The following is a 16,807-nucleotide window of genomic DNA, read 5'->3' as shown; positions in this document are numbered from 1 at the left end:
GCGACCGACGCCGCGTGCGCCATCGTGTCGCGCACGGCCCCGTGCACCTGTGGGGCGCAGCGCAGCGAGTAGGCATCTTGCACGCGCTGGCAATCGTCGTGGCCGTCGGTCACCGTGCGGTGGCTCGCGATGATGGGCGAGCCACTCAGCACGCGGCGCAGGTTTCCGGCGCTGGTCGCAATGCCGGGGTGGGGGCGCAGGTTCTGCAGATCCTCAGCGAACGGGCGATCGGAACCCAGCAGTGCCTCGACGCTCATCGCCGCGGCGAGGTCGGCCGTGGCGACGAGGCGGTCGAGATCGGTCAGCGCCAGAGCGAGCATCCCGAGCATGCCGTCGGTGCCATTGATGAGGGCGAGGCCCTCTTTCTCGCGAAGCTCAACCGGCTCGATGCCGGCGGCGGCAAGCGCCTGGGCCGCGGGCATGAGGGTGCCGCTCGCGTCGCGCACGGTGCCCTCGCCCATGATCGCGAGCGCGCAGTGCGCGAGAGGGGCGAGGTCACCCGAGCAGCCGAGGCTGCCGTACTCACCGACAACAGGCGTGAGCCTTGCGTTAAGCACGGCCGCATAAGTCTCGGCGACAACCGGGCGCGCACCCGTGCGCGCCGTCGTCAGGGTCTGCAGGCGCAAGAGCATGGTGCCGCGCACGACCTCTCGCTCGACCTCGGGGCCGCTACTCGCGGCGTGCGAGCGCACGAGCGATCGCTGCAGCTCGGCCCGCTTCGCCGGCGGAATGTGGGTCGTCGCGAGCGCGCCGAATCCGGTCGAGACGCCGTAGTGCGGCTCGACGTCGTCCGCGAGCCCGTCGATGATCGCGCGCGTCTCGGCCATTGCCGCGAGCGCATCGGGGTCAATCACGACGCGCGCGTCGTGCCGGGCGACAGCGACGACCTCGTCGATCGTGAGGGGGCGAGTGCCGAGCGTGATCTGCATGACCCTAGTGAACGCGCCGCTCGCCTCGACCGCATCGGCCCGGCGCGATAATCTGTCTGAAATCACAGACAAAGGGGTGGATGCTCGTGCCCGACGTTCCCGCCGCCCGCGCCGCCCTGCGCATCGTCACGCACCTCGCGCACCACAACGACCCGGTGCCTGCTTCGACTCTCGCGCGCGAGTTGGATCTTCCACGGTCGACCGTCTACCAATTGCTCCGCGTGCTGCAAGACGAGGGTTTCGTCGTGCACTACCCCGAGGCGCGTGCCTATGGCTTGGGCGCTCTCGTCGCCGAGATCGGCGGCTCGGTGTTGAGCGCGAGCCGCCTCGCGCGGCTCGGCGGGCCGCTGCTCGAGCGCCTCGTTCGTGCGGCTCCCGTTCCGGTCGTCGCGCAGTTGGCGGTGCTCGCCGGTAGCGACGTCTCGTATGTCGGCCAAACCTCGGCGCCGCGCGCTCCGACGACCGTCGTGCGCGTCGGTGTGCGCTTGCCCGCCCACCTCACAGCCACGGGGCGCGCGATGCTGGCTGCCCTGCCGGCGAGCCAGGTGCGCGCGCTCTTTCCCCACCGCGACGCCCTCATCACGCGCCGCGGGGTGGGGCCGCGCACGCTGCCCGAACTCGATCGAATTCTCGCCATGGCTCGCGACGCCGGCATCGCGACGGAAGACGGCGACATCACCGCGGGCTACGCCTCTGTGGCGGCGACGGGAATCGACCGCACAGGCTACCCGGCCGCTGCCCTCGGGCTCACCTATCGCGCCGAAGCAGTCAGCGCCGACCAGGTCATGTCCCTGGCCGGCGCTGTGCGTGAAGCGGCAGCTGCCCTTACGGCGCGGCTGCAGGGTCGGGCGTAGTCGCCTCGGGCTCGTCGCCGTCGAAGCGGTCTTTGATGTCGCCCGCGACGTCTTTGGCCTTCTCGGCCGCGTCACCGGCGAACTCCTTGGCCTTCTCGGCGGCGTCGCCCGCGAACTCTTTCACGTCGCCCGCGAACTCTTTGGCGTTGTCGGCCACGTCACCCGCGACATCCTTCGCCTTCTCGGCTACGTCGCCCGCGATGTCTTTGGCCTTGTCGACGATGTCTTCGATACCCACGGTCGGTCCTTCCTGACGGTCGGGAGCATCCCGACGCTCGCCCCATTGTGGCGAATGACGGTCGATTGCAGAAGGGGCCGCGCGCGACACCCAGCAACAGCAAAGCGGGGCCGCACCCGAAGGTGCGACCCCGCTTGACAGTGAGTCAGAAGACTACTTGAGGATCTTCGTGACCGTGCCGGCGCCAACGGTGCGGCCACCCTCACGGATGGCGAAGCCGAGGCCCTCTTCCATGGCGATGGGCTGGATCAGCTCAACGACCATGTCCGTGGTGGCGCCGGGCATGACCATCTCGGTGCCCTCGGGCAGCGAGATGACGCCGGTGACGTCGGTGGTGCGGAAGTAGAACTGCGGACGGTAGTTCGTGTAGAACGGGTTGTGACGGCCACCCTCGTCCTTCGAGAGGATGTACGCGGTGCCCTCGAAGTTGGTGTGAGGGGTAACCGAACCCGGCTTGACGACAACCTGGCCACGCTCGACGTCTTCGCGCTTGGTGCCGCGGAGGAGCAGACCACAGTTCTCGCCGGCCCAGGCCTCGTCGAGCTGCTTGTGGAACATCTCGATACCCGTGACGATCGTCTTCTGCGTCGGGCGGATGCCGACGATCTCGACCTCGGAGTTGATCGCGAGGGTGCCGCGCTCGGCGCGACCCGTCACGACCGTGCCACGGCCGGTGATGGTGAAGACGTCTTCGATGGGCATGAGGAACGGCTTGTCCTTGTCGCGCACCGGGTCGGGCACCGACGCGTCAACAGCGTCCATGAGGTCGAGGATCGACTGGGTCCACTTCTCGTCGCCCTCGAGAGCCTTGAGGCCCGAGACGCGCACGACGGGAGCGTTGTCGCCGTCGAAGCCCTGGCTCGAGAGCAGCTCGCGAACCTCGATCTCGACGAGCTCGAGGATCTCCTCGTCGTCGACCATGTCGCTCTTGTTGAGGGCGACGAGCAGGTAGGGCACGCCGACCTGCTTGGCGAGGAGCACGTGCTCACGCGTCTGAGCCATCGGGCCGTCGGTCGCCGCAACCACGAGGATTGCGCCGTCCATCTGAGCAGCACCGGTGATCATGTTCTTGATGTAGTCAGCGTGGCCCGGGGCGTCGACGTGCGCGTAGTGGCGCTTCGGCGTCTCGTACTCAACGTGCGAGATGTTGATGGTGATACCGCGCTGACGCTCTTCGGGAGCCGAGTCGATCGACGCGAAGTCGCGCTGAACGTTGGTCGCCGACGGGAACTTGTCGGCAAGCACCTTCGAGATGGCAGCGGTGAGCGTGGTCTTGCCGTGGTCGACGTGACCGATGGTTCCGATGTTGACGTGCGGCTTGCTCCGCTCGAACTTGGCCTTAGCCACTGTGGGTCCTCCTCAGGACTTGGTGCTCAGCATCCGGTAAGACGCCGCGCGTTTTGGTGTGTATGTATCGTACTCAGGCTCGGCGAGCCCTCGCAGGTCGGGCGATTACTCGCCCTTGTTCTTCTGGACGATCTCGTCGGCGACGGCCTTCGGGACCTCCGCGTAGCTGTCGAACGACATCGAGTAGACGGCGCGCCCGGAGGTCTTCGACCGAAGGTCTCCGACGTATCCGAACATTTCAGACAGCGGCACGAGGGCGCGAACAACCTTTACGCCCGTCGCGTCATCCATCGACTGGATCTGACCACGACGAGAGTTCAGGTCGCCGATGACGTCGCCCATGTACTCCTCGGGGGTGCGCACCTCGACCGCCATGAGCGGCTCGAGGAGCACGGGGTTCGCCTTGCGCGCGGCCTCCTTGAAGGCCATCGAGCCAGCGATCTTGAACGCCATTTCTGACGAGTCAACGTCGTGCGAGGCGCCATCGATGAGCGTCGCCTTGACGCCCACCGTCGGGAAGCCCGCGAGCACGCCGACCTGCATGGCATCTTGGATGCCCGCATCGACTGACGGGATGTACTCGCGCGGGACGCGACCACCCGTGACAGCGTTGACGAACTCGTAGCTCGTCTCGGGCGTCACCTCAAGCGGCTCGAGGGTGATCTGGATCTTTGCGAACTGACCCGAACCACCCGTCTGCTTCTTGTGGGTGTAGTCGTACTTCTCGATCGTCTTCTTGATCGTCTCGCGGTAGGCCACCTGGGGCTTGCCGACGTTGGCCTCGACGTTGAACTCGCGCTTCATGCGGTCAACCAAGATGTCGAGGTGCAACTCGCCCATGCCCTTAATGACGGTCTGGCCGGTCTCGATGTTCTGCTCGGTGCGGAACGTCGGGTCTTCTTCAGCGAGCTTCTGGATGGCCGTGCCGAGCTTCTCCTGGTCGGCCTTGGTCTTCGGCTCGATGGCCACCTCGATCACGGGCTCGGGGAAGGTCATCGACTCGAGAACAACCGGGTTGTTCGGGTCGCACAGCGTGTCGCCCGTCGTCGTGTCTTTCAGACCGATGACGGCGTAGATGTGTCCAGCGGTGACCGCGTCAACAGGGTTCTCTTTGTTGGCGTGCATCTGGAAGATCTTGCCGATGCGCTCTTTCTTGCCCTTCGTCGAGTTGACGATCTGGGCACCCGAGTCAATGGCGCCCGAGTAGACGCGCACATAGGTCAAGCGGCCGAAGAAGGGGTGCACCGCAACCTTGAACGCGAGTGCCGCGAAGGGCTCTTTCGCGTCGGGCTTGCGAATGATCTCTTTCTCTTCGTCGCGCGGGTCGTGCGCGACGGTCGCCGGAACATCGAGCGGGCTCGGCAGGTAGTCAACGACCGCGTCGAGCATGGGCTGCACGCCGCGGTTCTTAAAGGCCGAGCCGCAGAGCACCGGATAGATCTCGCTGTTGACGGTGAGCTTGCGAATCGCGGCCTTGATCTCAGCCACGGTCAGCTCTTCGCCACCGAAGTACTTCTCCATGAGCACGTCGTCGGTCTCGGCGACGGTCTCGAGCAGGATGGTGCGGTACTCGTTGGCCTTGTCGACGAGGTCGGCCGGAATGGGCTCAATGTCGTACTTGGCGCCCATCTCAACGTCACCCTTGGCGTCGCCACGCCACGTGAGGGCGCGCATCTCGACGAGGTCGACAACACCCTCGAAGGTGTTTTCGAAACCAATGGGCAGCTGAATGACGAGCGGCCTGGCGCCGAGGCGCTTCACGATCGTGTCGACGGTGAAGTAGAAGTCAGCGCCGAGCTTGTCCATCTTGTTGACGAAGCAAATGCGGGGCACGTCGTACTTGTCGGCCTGACGCCACACGGTCTCGGACTGGGGCTCAACGCCCTCCTTGCCGTCGAAGACGGCAACCGCGCCATCGAGCACGCGCAGCGAGCGCTCGACCTCGACCGTGAAGTCAACGTGGCCGGGGGTGTCGATGATGTTGATCTGGTGCTTGTTCCAGAAGCAGGTGGTGGCAGCCGACGTGATCGTGATGCCGCGCTCTTGCTCTTGCGCCATCCAGTCCATCGTGGCGGCACCGTCGTGCACCTCACCGATCTTGTGCGTGATGCCCGTGTAGAACAGGATGCGCTCGGTCGTAGTGGTCTTGCCGGCGTCGATGTGCGCCATGATGCCGATGTTGCGGACCTTGTTGAGGTCGGTGAGCACGTCCTGTGCCACAGCGGTGTCCTTACGTTAAGTAGTTGATGTGTCTTGGCTGCCGGATGGTGTCGGCCCGGGACGGGCCGCCACCCGAGGTTCGCAGCGGGGGCCAGAAATGGCCCCCGCCTTCAGCGAACCTCGGCGCCCTACCCAGCTGCTAAACCTGCGGTTTACCAGCGGTAGTGCGCGAAGGCCTTGTTCGACTCGGCCATCTTGTGCGTGTCTTCACGGCGCTTCACCGCGGCACCGAGGCCGTTGGATGCGTCGAGAATCTCGTTCATGAGGCGCTCGGTCATGGTCTTCTCGCGACGCGCCTTGGCGTAGCTCGTGAGCCAGCGCAGCGCGAGCGTGTTCGCACGGTGCGGCTTGACCTCGACGGGAACCTGGTAGGTCGAGCCACCGACACGACGCGACCGCACCTCAAGGGTGGGGCGCACGTTGTCGAGGGCCTTCTTCAACGTGGCAACAGCATCCTGACCGTTCTTGGCAGAGACGCCCTCGAGTGCACCGTAGACGATGCGCTCGGCGAGGCCCTTCTTGCCATCGAGCAGGATCTTGTTGACGAGCTGGCTGACGATCGGGGCGCCGTAAACCGGGTCTGCGACGACGGGGCGCTTGGTTGCTGGTCCTTTGCGAGGCATTACTTCTTGTCCATCTTCGCTCCGTAGCGGCTACGCGCTTGCTTCCGGTTCTTGACCGCCTGGGTGTCGAGCGCGCCGCGCACGATCTTGTAGCGCACGCCGGGCAGGTCTTTCACACGACCGCCACGCACGAGAACCATCGAGTGCTCTTGCAGGTTGTGGCCCTCGCCGGGAATGTAGGCGGTGACCTCAGTGCCGTTGCTGAGCTTGACGCGAGCGACCTTGCGCAGAGCCGAGTTCGGCTTCTTGGGGGTCGTGGTGTACACACGCGTGCACACGCCGCGCTGTTGCGGGTTGGCCTTGAGGGCCGGCGCCTTGGTCTTCGAGACCTTCGGCGTGCGGCCCTTGCGGACCAGCTGCTGAATAGTGGGCAAAAGTGCTCCTTGTGAATGCTGCACGGTGACAGCGGTTGCGGTTGGATGTCCCCACTCGACGCTTGCGCCTCGACCGGGCTCACGCGAATCCGACGATTTCGCCGAGCAGGCTCGACGACGACGAATATGCCGTGGGGGTGTGGACTCCCCCACCGAAGCGGGAGAAAGCCCAGGGACCCTCTGTGTGAACTCGGGCTGTGACCGTGTCTCCGCTTTCGCGGCACACCACAGACGCGTGCCTAAGCACACACCTGCCCAAGAATAGACCTCGCGCGCTATGCGGTCAAACGGCAGTTGTGCCGTTCACGATCGCGCGGTAGGCGCGAGTCCTTCCAACAGGGTTTCGAGGTCGGCCGACCTCGCCCAACCGTCGATCGCCGTCGTGCCGTTTGCAGCAATGCGCATTTCGAGCCGATCGGCGATCGGCCATCCCGCGCGCTCGAAGTCGCGGTACCGATCGGCCAGTGCGCGAACCCCCTGATTGCGCGACCCGACCCACGGCCGATCACCTTCGACCTGATCCTGAAGAAACGGGCCGTCGACGAGCAAATCGGTCTGATCGAGCAGCGCGCCGGCACCCGGCTCGCCCTGGCGGGCGCCCTCAGACAACTCGTCGAGCGTGACGCCGCTGAACGACATGACGCTGAGGCCTCGATCGCGCACCGCGCGTGCGAAGTGGGCCAAGGCCGGAGCCTGTTCAAACGGCTCGCCACCGAGCAGGGTCACCCCCTCGATGCCCGAGGTCGGCACCTCCGCGAGAAGCTCGTCGACAGTGAAGACCGTGCCGCCCCTCCTGCCGAAGAACTGAGGATTAAAGCAACCATGGCACCGGATGCAGTATCAGACTTCGTTGCCAATCCGCAGGCGCTGGGCCACCGAGTTCATGTCGTAGTAGGTGACGACATGGTTCGCCAGTAGCTGGCCCTTTCTTAGTGTGGCCACTCAATCTGGTGGGCCGATTGATTAGACCCTAATCTGAGCGGCCGTCAATGACCATGGGGAGCGCTCCCCACTCCGGGGGTCACGCCGCGAGTGTGATGGATGCCGCGAGCACGACAATCGCGACGATCGCGCCCGCCAGCACACCGAGTGCGAGGGGGCGCTGTCGCTGCGCGCCGCGGGCGGCCACCATGACGACGACTCCGAGGATCGGCGCGATGAATAGCTGCTGCAGCACGAAAAAGAGTTGGACGGGCTGCGGAAGGGCTGCCCCACCGCTGGCGGAATCCCACGCGGTGACTGCGAGGAACTGCAGTACGAGCATCCCGAACGCCCACACCGTCATGAGCGTGAGGCGCACCGGGCCGCGTGCGGGGAACGGGTCCACCGCCTCAGCCCAGACGGCGCGAGGGCGCGAGTAGGCGGCTGCCGCCCAATAGAGAACCCAGGCGAGCAGCGCCACGACGAGAGGAGCGCTAATAACGCCGGACAGCGTGGACAGTTGGCGCCCGAGCACCACACCGGTGGGGCCATCGAACTCGGTCGTCACCTGTTGGGCCCATGCGACGGGATCAGCGACGGCTTGGAGCACAACAGCGACCTCGACTGCGGCGAGCAATGCCACCAGCGCACCGTATACGCCCCACAGGAGGGCCGGGAGGATGGTGCTGCCCGTCGCCTCATCCGGCGTGTCGGTTGGCAACGGCGACCGTCGCGGAATGACAAGCACGACGATCACCGCCGCGACCGCGCTGATGATGAGCAACGTGACCAAGACGATGACGACGACCGACCCGGCCGCGCCCCAGAGGAGAGCGGGGAGAAGCGACGCCGCGGTCACGAAAGCGATCAACGGCAGCAATGCGACTCGAGAGGTATGACTGCGCCGCGAAGCGAAGGATCCGCCGACGACCGCGACGATGCCGGCGACCAGAGCCGCACCTCCGGCGATCGCCCCGATGAGCGCGAACTGCTCATCGCCGAAGGCAAGGATCGTGCGGGAGGCGACAAGCGCGAGCACCTGAGCAGCGAGTGCGGAGAGCGCCCCGGCGAGGAACCAGGTTCGTGCTGCATCGGTTCGTCGGGCAGGGGTCGTCATTGCGGCTCCAGGGGGTTTAGCGTGTCGGGTCGGCGAGTCTTGACCCGCAGGTCGAATCTAGCTCCGGGAATCTCCTGCGCGTGCGCTTTCGTCATCCAGAGAAGCCTCTATGCCGTCGGCCATCGCCGGCCGCGAAATCGATTCAATGATCGCGTCGAAGAGTTCGATGGGCGAGTCTGCCAGCTGTGGCATCGACGACGAGAACGACAATGCAATCCGGCCGATCGAGCCGGAGGCCACTGCCGAGTAGTCGACGATCATGGTGCTCGCGGGTGGTGCGCACTGAACGCACGATCGCTGCTCGCTGCGACAGAATTGCTCGCCAGCGTTGGTCATCTGCCGAACGCTCAACACGCTTCAGTGCACCCTCGAGGAGCGGGAGGTTTCGCTCGGGCTGGGACGCCACCCTGACGTCGAGCTCGATATCCGGGCGCAATGGCGTGAGACTCACCGGCGTTGGCGCCCCTTCCGGGATCTCCTGTGCATAGAACATCACTTCTGCGTCTGGGCACAGAGCGCGGGGCTGGTTGACCAAGTTCAGGCTCCCCTCGCTGGTGAGTGCCGTCAAGCGGCAACTCTGCCGCTTATTCTCAAGTGGTAATTGGCGAACTCACGTTCATAACTGGCGCGAGGCTCGAGGTTGTGTGTGCGAGCCGTGCGACCCTGTCGCGAGACGATTCCGCCGGCCCAAAGCCGCTACCAGACGAGCAGCGGCGAGGCGAGCACAGGCACGAGGACTGCGGCGCCGACCACGCCAAGCGCGAGCATCCCGATCACCCGACCGGCACCCAAGGGCGCCTCGATACCGCTCCGCGCCGTCATCGACACCCGGGCAAGGGTGAGGGCGAGTAGTGGCATAGCGATGATCTGATGCAGCAAGAACAGTCCTGTGAGCTCTGCGGGCAGCCACGATCCCGGATCGCCCTGCCACGTCAGCGCGATCGCGATCTGGAGGATGAACAACCCGCCGCTCCAGATCGAGAGCACCGTTAGGCGCACGCGACCGTAGCCCTGTAGTTCGGCGAGCTTCATCGTGCGGTGCCGCGAAGACGTGACGGTGAGCGCCGGCCAGAATACAAGCCAGGCGATCGCCGCAAGGAACAGGGGGGTGAGGAGAACGTAAGCACCCAAGCTTCCGCCCCGACCGCGGAAAAAGCCGAGCTCGCTGCCATCGACGATCTGGCGGGATGCGATGGCCCACTCCTCCGGCTCGAGCACAATCCGGACGAGGGTCACCAGCACGATCCCCACGGCCGCGGCGACCATGAGCCCGTAGAAACCCCAGAGGAGGCCGCCCAACACAGGGCTGCCTTGTACGGCGTGGCCGGCACCCGCCGGCGCTCGAGTCGAACTGGTCAGGCACGCCACCACGGCGAGCACGACAATGAGACCCACGCCCACGACTGGCAGGGCTCCGAGTTGCGCCGTAAACGCCCAGGGCAGTGTCGTGAGCAAGGAGACCATGGGGATGAGGACCACGAGCGCAGCGCGAGGAAGCGATCGCGGCATTCCCTCTCGAACCGCGATCACGGCGAGTGCGATGAGTGCCCCTGCCGCGACGCTCCACCCGGCCACGAGGATCATGGGCACCAGGAGCACACTCGAATCGGTGCCCGTCGCGAGTCCGACGACTGACAGAAGGATGCCAACGATCTGAACGGCCAACAGTCCGAAGAGCCCACCGGCGAGGGCGATGATCGCGTACGGCGTCGGACGGGAGGCAACGGTGGTCATGTCGGTTGCTTTAGAAAGAGGAGCGGCCTGATGGCCGGTCTCAGTCTGCGAGATGCTCGTCGGCGCCCGCGGGGACGGGCTCGCCCGACGTCCACAGGATGCCGCCCACGATCGCGTGGAACGGCTCCATGAGCGCGGGCTTGATCTCGGGCATACCAGAGAAAAGTGGCAAGACCACGATACCTCGCACGGATCGCACAGCGATCCAATAGGTAATTTCACGACCAGTCGGTGCCCCTCCGACTCGGCGAGCGCCATCGAGTGGACTTGAGGTGAGCCCGCAGTGGCAGCGGCTAGAACGCGGGCTCCGCAACCTCCGCGAATTTCAGGCAGGCGCGGAGAACGAAGACACCGACGCTTGCGCCCTGACTGGAGAGAAAGCAAACCTCGCTGCCGTGAACGACGTGCCCCCACGTGGTAGCCGACGCCGATGAACGGCAAAGTTCTGCGTTGCGCCGCAGACCTCGGCCTCAGTGTTGTGAACAAAGAGGTCATGGAGATGAGGAACACGATCGCACCGCAAGTGATCGATCGCGGAATCCCCCCTTGGGTTCGCGATTACGGCGAGCGTGGTGGGCGCAAAGTGAGTCATGTAGGCCAAAAAGTTCTGCCGGTCTCCGTCGCGATGGCGGCGAGTGACCCGAGGTTTGGTGTCTGTCGGCCGAACGCGCTTTGGTTTCTCCGAGCCCGAGCTCTGCGCGCTGACGCCCGACGTCAAACGGCAGTTGTGTCGTTCACGGTCGCGCGGTGCTCGGCGAGCTCACGCTCATAGCTCGCGCGCGCCTCGACGTTGCGAGCTCGGGCCGTGCGGCCTCGCTTCGCAACGATGCCCCCGACCCAGATCGGAACCTCGCGCGCGGCGATGGCGGCGGCGAAGCCCAGCGGGTTGGTGAGTTGCTGCACGACAATGGCCGTGACATCAGCGGTCGACCCACCGAATGCGCCGACCGCGATGATCTCGGCGCCCACGAAGCTGATCCACACGATCACGGCGACGAAGAAGCCACCGAGAACGTGCGCCCACCATCCCGCGCGATTCACGATGATGACGAGCAAGAGATAGGCCAAGAAGAACACGATGACCGGAAGCCAGTAGGCCGGCGCCGACAGCGACGACACGACCTCCTGCAGCGAATTGCCGCGAACGGTCATGGCGAACAGTGCGACAAGCACGGCGTACACCACGGCGAAAACACCAGCGCTGAGCAGTGCAACGAGAGCCCCGACCCCGCGAGCGCCGCGTTTCTTCGGGGGCTGCGGTGCCGTCACGAAGACGACCGCCGGCTGCGGTGCGGTCGCGTGCTCGGCGTCGGGTGTCGATGACTCGGCGGACGCACCGGCGGGGCTCGTCGTGCCGCCCGCCGTCGTGTCACCGGTCGCGGCGTCGCCGCTCGCGGATTCACCAGGCTCGACCTCGGGCGTGGATTCCGGTGCGGATTCTGCAGAAGAAGTAGCCATGACGCGTCCTTTCACGGGGAATGCGAACGCGCCACCCTACCAAGGTGGGGTTTCGGGATGCCCGGCGCGAGCATCCCGAAACCCATCACTACGGCGTGGGTGTGGGTGTGGGTGTCGGCGACACTGAGTCCGTTGGCACCGGGGTCGGAGTGGGCGTCGGCTCGGGTTCCGGCTCCGGTTCTGGCTCGACGTTGACGAGATCGTCGCCGCTCACGACGTACATGATCATCGAGAAGGTGACCGTGCCCACGTCCGTCGCCGCCGCGTAGTCGCCACGACTGACGATGGAGAAGCGAGGTGACTCTTGAAGTGCCTGGATGTAGTTGAGGATCGACGACAGCGATCCCGTCACCGTCACCGTGACCGGCACGCTCAGCAGTGAACCGGCGGGCAGGATTCCGCCGCCATCGATCTCGGCCGCCGGGGGTTCTTCGCCCTCTTGCAAGACCAGCGGCGTAGTCGGGGCCGGCTCGTTGATGGCAATGTTCTGTAGCCCAAGCCCGGCAGAGAGCAAACGCGTGAGCAGTTCTTGAATGGCGACGTCGTAGTGCGCGTCTGTCGGAAACTCTTCGCGCAAGCCTTCAAGTTCATCCAAGAGCTCGTCGATGTTGTCGAAATCGGCTTGCAGTTGCGCAATGGCTGCACGCGCGACGGTGTTTTGTGCCTCGACGTTTTGCCGCTCGATCTCGAAGCGCGCTGCATCGGCAAGGCGAGGCGAGATGCCCAAAAACCAACCGAGCGCGACGACCGCGATCATGATGAGTACGGCGGCAAAACTCCAGATTCGGGAGGCTGCGGTGGTCACTCTGTCTCCTCCGTGTCACCAAAACGCTGAGAACGAGCGAGATCATTGAGGTTGATCGTCACGGCCGTCTCGTATCCGCTTTCCAACAGCGTGATGGAGTCGATGCTCGCGTCTCCGAACGTCTCGAGCTTCTCCCACGCTCGGTACCACGAGTACGGAGTAGGGAGCTCTGCGGTCACAATGACCATACGGATCGTCGCAACGCGAGGCGAGCGCAACGGCCCGGTCAACGTAAAGGCGGGCTCGGCAGGTGTTTCTGCCTCGAATGCCAGCGACGCGACGGTCTCGGCAGGAGTCAGCACGGCAAGGTACGGCGAAATGGTGTCTTGCCACAAAACCTCGACTGAGCCGAGCTGATTGCGAACCTCGGTAATCGACTCCAACTGGCCGCGCACTTGAGTGACTTGACTGAACTCCAGTTGCGTCGCGAGAAGCTCTTCCGTCGTTCGGCGCTCGTCGGTCAGTCGAAGTTCTGCCGTGGCGGCGATGAACGTTGATCCGACGATTCCGGCAACCGTCAACACAACCACGGCAATCACCGCCGTGATGAGCCCGCGGCGACGGCCCCGCTCTTTCTTTTGCAAGGCCACTTCGGGTGGCATGAGGTTGGCGCGTGGCACGCCGCCCAACACGAGTGCCCCGGCGTCGCGGCTGTCGCGGCGACTCATGCTGCACTCCCGATCGCGAGGCCGAGTGCGGTGATCCAGGTCTGCATCTGCTCATTGCTGTCATGGCCACGCATCGACCGAGCAAGCGAGACACTCGCAACGGGATTCACGGGAACGACCGAAATGCGAGTCGACTCGGCGAGGGCGCTGGCGAGACCCCGCAATCGCGTCGCTCCTCCCGCCACTGAGAGGTGGTCAAAGACCACTCCCGTGCGCACGCCGGCAAAGTACGCGAGGGTGTTGCGCACGGCGGTGAGCAGTTCGCTCGTCGACTCGTGGATCACCTCGGCCGCGAGCCGCTCTTCATCAGTGCTACCGGCTCCCGTCAAACCGAGCTCACGCTTGAGGCCCTCGGCTCGTTCTCGCGGCACCGACAGGCGCGTCATGATCGCACGCGTCGCGTCGTCGCCTCCGGCGGGAACAATGCGGACGAACAAGGGAACACCGCCCTGAACGATGACGATCGAGGTTGCGTTGGCTCCGATGTTCATGTGAACGGCATAGCCGTTCGTGGGGCTCGACTGCGTGTGCATGCGCGTCATCGCGAATGGCAAGAGGTCCATGCTGACCGGAGTGAGTCCGGCAAGAGTGGCCGCGGTGACATTGACACTCACCGCTTGCTTGAAGGCCGCAACCAGAAGTCCGTTCACCACGGGACCCGACTCGTTTTGACCCTCGTTGATCGGGTAGTAGTCGAGCACCGCTTCGCTCACGGGTACCGGCAGCAGCTCTTGCACCTGATACGGAAGCGACTCTCGGATCTGCGCGAGAGGGATGCGGGGCACCGAGAGGTCACGCACGATGACGCTTTGGCCGCCGATCCCCATCGCCACGTCTTTCGACCGGAATCCGCCAGCCGACCACAGCCGCTTGAAAGCAGACGCGACGGTGTGAACCTCGAGAATTTCGCCCCGCTTCACAGAACCGTCGGGCAACGGCACCTCGTGGGCGCGAAGCACGGTTGGCCGCGCCTTCGCCGCGTCGTCGATCTCAACAGCGCGCAGATACGAACTGCCGATGTCGACACCTACCACTCCGCCAGCCATGTGTATCCCCTTAGTTCAGTCCGAAAAGGGCGAGGTACCCTCGCGTGATCGGTTCGCCCAGAAGAATTCCTACCCAGGCCCCTCCCAGCATCCACGGCCCGAAGGGAATTCCAGTGTTGCGACTCGCCCTCCGCGCCACGATCAGGCCGATACCGACCACCCCTCCGAGAATGAACGCCGCCAAAGCACCCACAGCGAGTGCTGGCCAGCCGAACCATCCGAGCATCATCCCGATGACGCCGGCCAGCTTAACGTCTCCCATTCCCATACCGCGTGGCGAGATGAGTGCGAGAGCAAAGTAGATGGCAAAGAGGATGCCCGCGCCGGCCGCAGCGCGAGCCGCCGATTCGACATCGCCCGTCACAACAGCCGCCGCCGTCAACAGGAGGGCGAGCACCGGATAGGAGGGAAGAACTATGGCGTCGGGCAAGCGGTGCGTGTCGAAGTCGATCGCCGCGAGCGCAATCGAGATTGCCGCGAAGTAGAGCACGGCGATCGTGACGAGAACCACCGCGAAAGCATCCATCGACGATGTCGTCGCCAAAAGCGCGGGCAGTTGCAGTGCCGCGATCGCCGCAAAGGCGAGCGCCGTAGCGAGTTCGATGAGTGGGTAGCGGATGGAGAACGGAGACGCACAGTCACGACAGCGGCCACGCAAAACGAGCCACGAAATGATCGGGATGTTGTCGTAGGGCCGCACAGGAGCCGAACACGCGGCGCACGCGCTGGGCGGTCGCACAATCGACACGCCCAGGGGCACGCGATGGATCACCACGTTCAAGAATGAGCCAATGGCGGCGCCAAAGACGCCGACCATCGCCGGCACAATGATCGTCACGTGCGCCCGCTACGCAGGCGGGTCGATGTCGATGTATTCGACGAGGGCGCCCGGGTGACCCGGCATGGCGGGGCCGCCGACCGCGCCTGAACCACCAGGGCCACCGGCACCGTTACCGAGGTCGAAGCCCGGAATGCCGATCGGCACGTAGGTGAGTTCACTGTTGTTCGAAAAGCTCACGTTGCGGGCGTAGTACTGGCCGCGCCAGGTCAACTGGTTGGCGTTGGTCACCGGGCACGGGGTGTAGACCATCACGGCGATCGGTGCCGCGAGCTCGTTCTGGTTGTTGAGGTCGAATCGGCCACAGCCCGTGTTGGTGGGGACGCCGTCGGCCACCGTGTCAGGCGTGATGAACCGCAAAGCGCGGTCAACGTTCGTGTTTGACGCGGCCGTGAAGTCTTCGAGCAACACCGTGCGCGGCATGATGAAGGTCAAGTCGGTGCGCATATCGATGTTGAGGTTGGCACTCGACGAGAACGTGACCGTCGAACAGCCGCGCATGTCGATCACCGTTGGTGTCGTGTAATTGCTGAAGGCCCTCACCTGGGAGTTGTCCTTCGTCCGGTTGTCGATCGTGCAAGGTCCGGTGTACGTCAGAACGTTCCAGCCCTGAGCGACCCAGTTCGCAGACACAAAGTTGACATCGACCCACGTCGGCCGGGTCGGAGCAGCCACGTCGAGACGGTTGTAGAAGACGGGGTCGGCGCCCGTCGTGAGGGCCGCCGAGCACGCGTCGCCCGCAGCGTCCCACCCCGTCGCCCCGGTACTGCAGCGCTGGCCCCAGCTATCGATTTCGCCGCGGGCGAAAATGCCGCCCCCGATGTCGGTGCTGGGGTCGATGCGGGTCAGGCCGGTTCCGGCTGCGATCACATCGCCACCGATGGTCTTGTTTCCTTGCAGCGTTACGGTGCCCGACGCCCACACTCGGCCACCAGCGCTACAGGTGTTGTCGAGCTGAATGTTGCCGTTTGCCGCGACGATGTCGCCCTGAACGTAAACGCTGTTGCTGCACAGAATGTTGCCCTCGGCGACAATCACGTTCGCCGAGTTGCCGTTGAACGACAACAGCTCAAGGCTGTTTGCCAAACCGGGAGTTCCGTAGCTGAAGACCGCCGCGCCCGTTACCGCTGCCGTATTGGCACCCGGCGTCCAGGCATAGACCGCCTGAACGGCCGAAGCATCACCGGCCGATGCCGACTCGGCGACACCGGTGTCTGAGGCGAATCCGGTGGACTGAATGCGAATCTGCGTTGTCGCGCCGTTCGGGCAGCCAGGGGTCCACGCTGCTTGATTGCTGACGCGCTGCGCGATCGTGGCAACAAAGAACGGTTGCGTGGCGGCTGTGCCCGTGAGGGCAGGGTCCACGGCGCCTTGCGTCACCGTGAGCTGGCCGGTGGCGGGGCAGTCATCGGCGAAGAGCTCCGCGAGCATCGCGTCGACGCCCGCTTCTGCCGCCGCGTTCGACTGCACGCCCGCGCGAGTGAGAGAGGTGTAGCCCAGCGCGTCGATCGTGGCTCCGGTGACCGTCATGGTCACCATCGAGGTGACCGCGAGTAAGCCAACAACGGCAATCATGGCGTTGCCTCGGTCGTCATTGCGCGCGGCAGAAAAGCCCGTGGTGCTGCGCGTCATTCG

The 16,807-nt window shown here is 65.0% G+C and carries 17 protein-coding genes; 1 reads left to right on the top strand and 16 read right to left on the bottom strand.

Annotation, left to right across the window (positions count from 1 at the left end; all coding sequences use genetic code 11):
- The coding region (locus SFU54_RS00160; protein ID WP_319014303.1) for an aromatic amino acid lyase at window positions 1-929 on the bottom strand (929 nt) is incomplete at its 3' end.
- An 80-nt stretch (window positions 930-1,009) separates the two neighbouring features.
- On the opposite strand from SFU54_RS00160, the gene SFU54_RS00155 reads away from it, so the two are divergent.
- On the top strand, window positions 1,010-1,783 hold the full coding sequence (locus SFU54_RS00155) for an IclR family transcriptional regulator (RefSeq protein WP_319014302.1): 774 nt from the start codon (window positions 1,010-1,012) through the stop codon (window positions 1,781-1,783).
- On the opposite strand, the gene SFU54_RS00150 is transcribed toward SFU54_RS00155, so the two are convergent.
- From SFU54_RS00150 to SFU54_RS00080, 15 genes are all read right to left on the bottom strand, one after another.
- Window positions 1,755-2,021, bottom strand: coding sequence for a hypothetical protein (locus SFU54_RS00150; RefSeq protein WP_319014301.1), 267 nt, complete (start codon window positions 2,019-2,021; stop codon window positions 1,755-1,757). The two genes, SFU54_RS00155 and SFU54_RS00150, sit on opposite strands and share 29 nt — an antisense overlap.
- Before the next feature lie 153 nt (window positions 2,022-2,174).
- Window positions 2,175-3,368: an elongation factor Tu gene (gene tuf, locus SFU54_RS00145; protein ID WP_319014300.1), complete on the bottom strand. Its 1,194-nt coding sequence runs from the start codon at window positions 3,366-3,368 to the stop codon at window positions 2,175-2,177.
- A gap of 105 nt (window positions 3,369-3,473) precedes the next feature.
- The gene (fusA, locus tag SFU54_RS00140) at window positions 3,474-5,588 is read right to left on the bottom strand and encodes an elongation factor G (RefSeq protein ID WP_319014299.1); all 2,115 of its coding nucleotides are present in this window, start codon (window positions 5,586-5,588) and stop codon (window positions 3,474-3,476) included.
- Between the two features lie 152 nt (window positions 5,589-5,740).
- Window positions 5,741-6,211 carry a 30S ribosomal protein S7 gene (rpsG, locus tag SFU54_RS00135; RefSeq protein ID WP_319014298.1) on the bottom strand — a complete coding sequence of 157 codons (471 nt, stop codon included), beginning with the start codon at window positions 6,209-6,211 and terminating at the stop codon, window positions 5,741-5,743.
- Entirely contained in the window at window positions 6,211-6,585 is a 375-nt protein-coding gene (rpsL, locus tag SFU54_RS00130; RefSeq protein WP_055821401.1) for a 30S ribosomal protein S12, read from the bottom strand. The genes rpsG and rpsL overlap by 1 nt, the downstream gene beginning before the upstream one ends.
- 303 nt (window positions 6,586-6,888) lie before the next feature.
- Window positions 6,889-7,419 (bottom strand): 4Fe-4S single cluster domain-containing protein, encoded by a 531-nt coding sequence (locus SFU54_RS00125; RefSeq protein ID WP_319014304.1) that lies wholly within the window; start codon window positions 7,417-7,419, stop codon window positions 6,889-6,891.
- Window positions 7,420-7,606: 187 nt separating this feature from the next.
- Window positions 7,607-8,623: a hypothetical protein gene (locus SFU54_RS00120; protein ID WP_319014297.1), complete on the bottom strand. Its 1,017-nt coding sequence runs from the start codon at window positions 8,621-8,623 to the stop codon at window positions 7,607-7,609.
- Between the two features lie 57 nt (window positions 8,624-8,680).
- A complete protein-coding gene (locus SFU54_RS00115) occupies window positions 8,681-8,959 on the bottom strand; it encodes a hypothetical protein (protein ID WP_319014296.1) in 279 nt (92 codons plus the stop codon).
- A gap of 360 nt (window positions 8,960-9,319) precedes the next feature.
- Complete coding sequence (locus SFU54_RS00110; protein WP_319014295.1) at window positions 9,320-10,357, bottom strand: hypothetical protein; 1,038 nt, start codon at window positions 10,355-10,357, stop codon at window positions 9,320-9,322.
- Window positions 10,358-11,071: 714 nt separating this feature from the next.
- Entirely contained in the window at window positions 11,072-11,815 is a 744-nt protein-coding gene (locus SFU54_RS00105) for a hypothetical protein (protein ID WP_319014294.1), read from the bottom strand.
- Window positions 11,816-11,903: 88 nt separating this feature from the next.
- Window positions 11,904-12,620, bottom strand: a complete 717-nt coding sequence (locus tag SFU54_RS00100; RefSeq protein WP_319014293.1) for a hypothetical protein — start codon at window positions 12,618-12,620, stop codon at window positions 11,904-11,906.
- A complete protein-coding gene (locus SFU54_RS00095; protein ID WP_319014292.1) occupies window positions 12,617-13,288 on the bottom strand; it encodes a hypothetical protein in 672 nt (223 codons plus the stop codon). The genes SFU54_RS00100 and SFU54_RS00095 overlap by 4 nt, the downstream gene beginning before the upstream one ends.
- Window positions 13,285-14,334: a type IV pilus assembly protein PilM gene (pilM, locus tag SFU54_RS00090; RefSeq protein ID WP_319014291.1), complete on the bottom strand. Its 1,050-nt coding sequence runs from the start codon at window positions 14,332-14,334 to the stop codon at window positions 13,285-13,287. The genes SFU54_RS00095 and pilM overlap by 4 nt, the downstream gene beginning before the upstream one ends.
- A gap of 10 nt (window positions 14,335-14,344) precedes the next feature.
- The gene (locus SFU54_RS00085; RefSeq protein ID WP_319014290.1) at window positions 14,345-15,172 is read right to left on the bottom strand and encodes a prepilin peptidase; all 828 of its coding nucleotides are present in this window, start codon (window positions 15,170-15,172) and stop codon (window positions 14,345-14,347) included.
- 9 nt (window positions 15,173-15,181) lie between these two features.
- Window positions 15,182-16,804, bottom strand: a complete 1,623-nt coding sequence (locus SFU54_RS00080; protein WP_319014289.1) for a hypothetical protein — start codon at window positions 16,802-16,804, stop codon at window positions 15,182-15,184.
- Window positions 16,805-16,807: the final 3 nt, after the last annotated feature.

Source organism: Microcella sp., from assembly GCF_033763155.1.
Lineage (GTDB): Bacteria > Actinomycetota > Actinomycetes > Actinomycetales > Microbacteriaceae > Microcella.
Note: the sequence above shows the minus strand (reverse complement) of the source record. Positions and strands in the feature narration are given on the sequence as shown.

What these genes read in the sequence shown, in the direction of transcription:
- SFU54_RS00120 (WP_319014297.1), bottom strand. Translation starts at nt 8,623, where the DNA reads ATGACGACCCCTGCCCGACGAACCGATGCAGCACGAACCTGGTTCCTC.
- SFU54_RS00110 (WP_319014295.1), bottom strand. Translation starts at nt 10,357, where the DNA reads ATGACCACCGTTGCCTCCCGTCCGACGCCGTACGCGATCATCGCCCTC.
- pilM (WP_319014291.1), bottom strand. Translation starts at nt 14,334, where the DNA reads ATGGCTGGCGGAGTGGTAGGTGTCGACATCGGCAGTTCGTATCTGCGC.
- SFU54_RS00095 (WP_319014292.1), bottom strand. Translation starts at nt 13,288, where the DNA reads ATGAGTCGCCGCGACAGCCGCGACGCCGGGGCACTCGTGTTGGGCGGC.
- SFU54_RS00155 (WP_319014302.1), top strand. Translation starts at nt 1,010, where the DNA reads ATGCTCGTGCCCGACGTTCCCGCCGCCCGCGCCGCCCTGCGCATCGTC.
- SFU54_RS00115 (WP_319014296.1), bottom strand. Translation starts at nt 8,959, where the DNA reads ATGACCAACGCTGGCGAGCAATTCTGTCGCAGCGAGCAGCGATCGTGC.
- SFU54_RS00080 (WP_319014289.1), bottom strand. Translation starts at nt 16,804, where the DNA reads ATGACGCGCAGCACCACGGGCTTTTCTGCCGCGCGCAATGACGACCGA.
- SFU54_RS00105 (WP_319014294.1), bottom strand. Translation starts at nt 11,815, where the DNA reads ATGGCTACTTCTTCTGCAGAATCCGCACCGGAATCCACGCCCGAGGTC.
- rpsG (WP_319014298.1), bottom strand. Translation starts at nt 6,211, where the DNA reads ATGCCTCGCAAAGGACCAGCAACCAAGCGCCCCGTCGTCGCAGACCCG.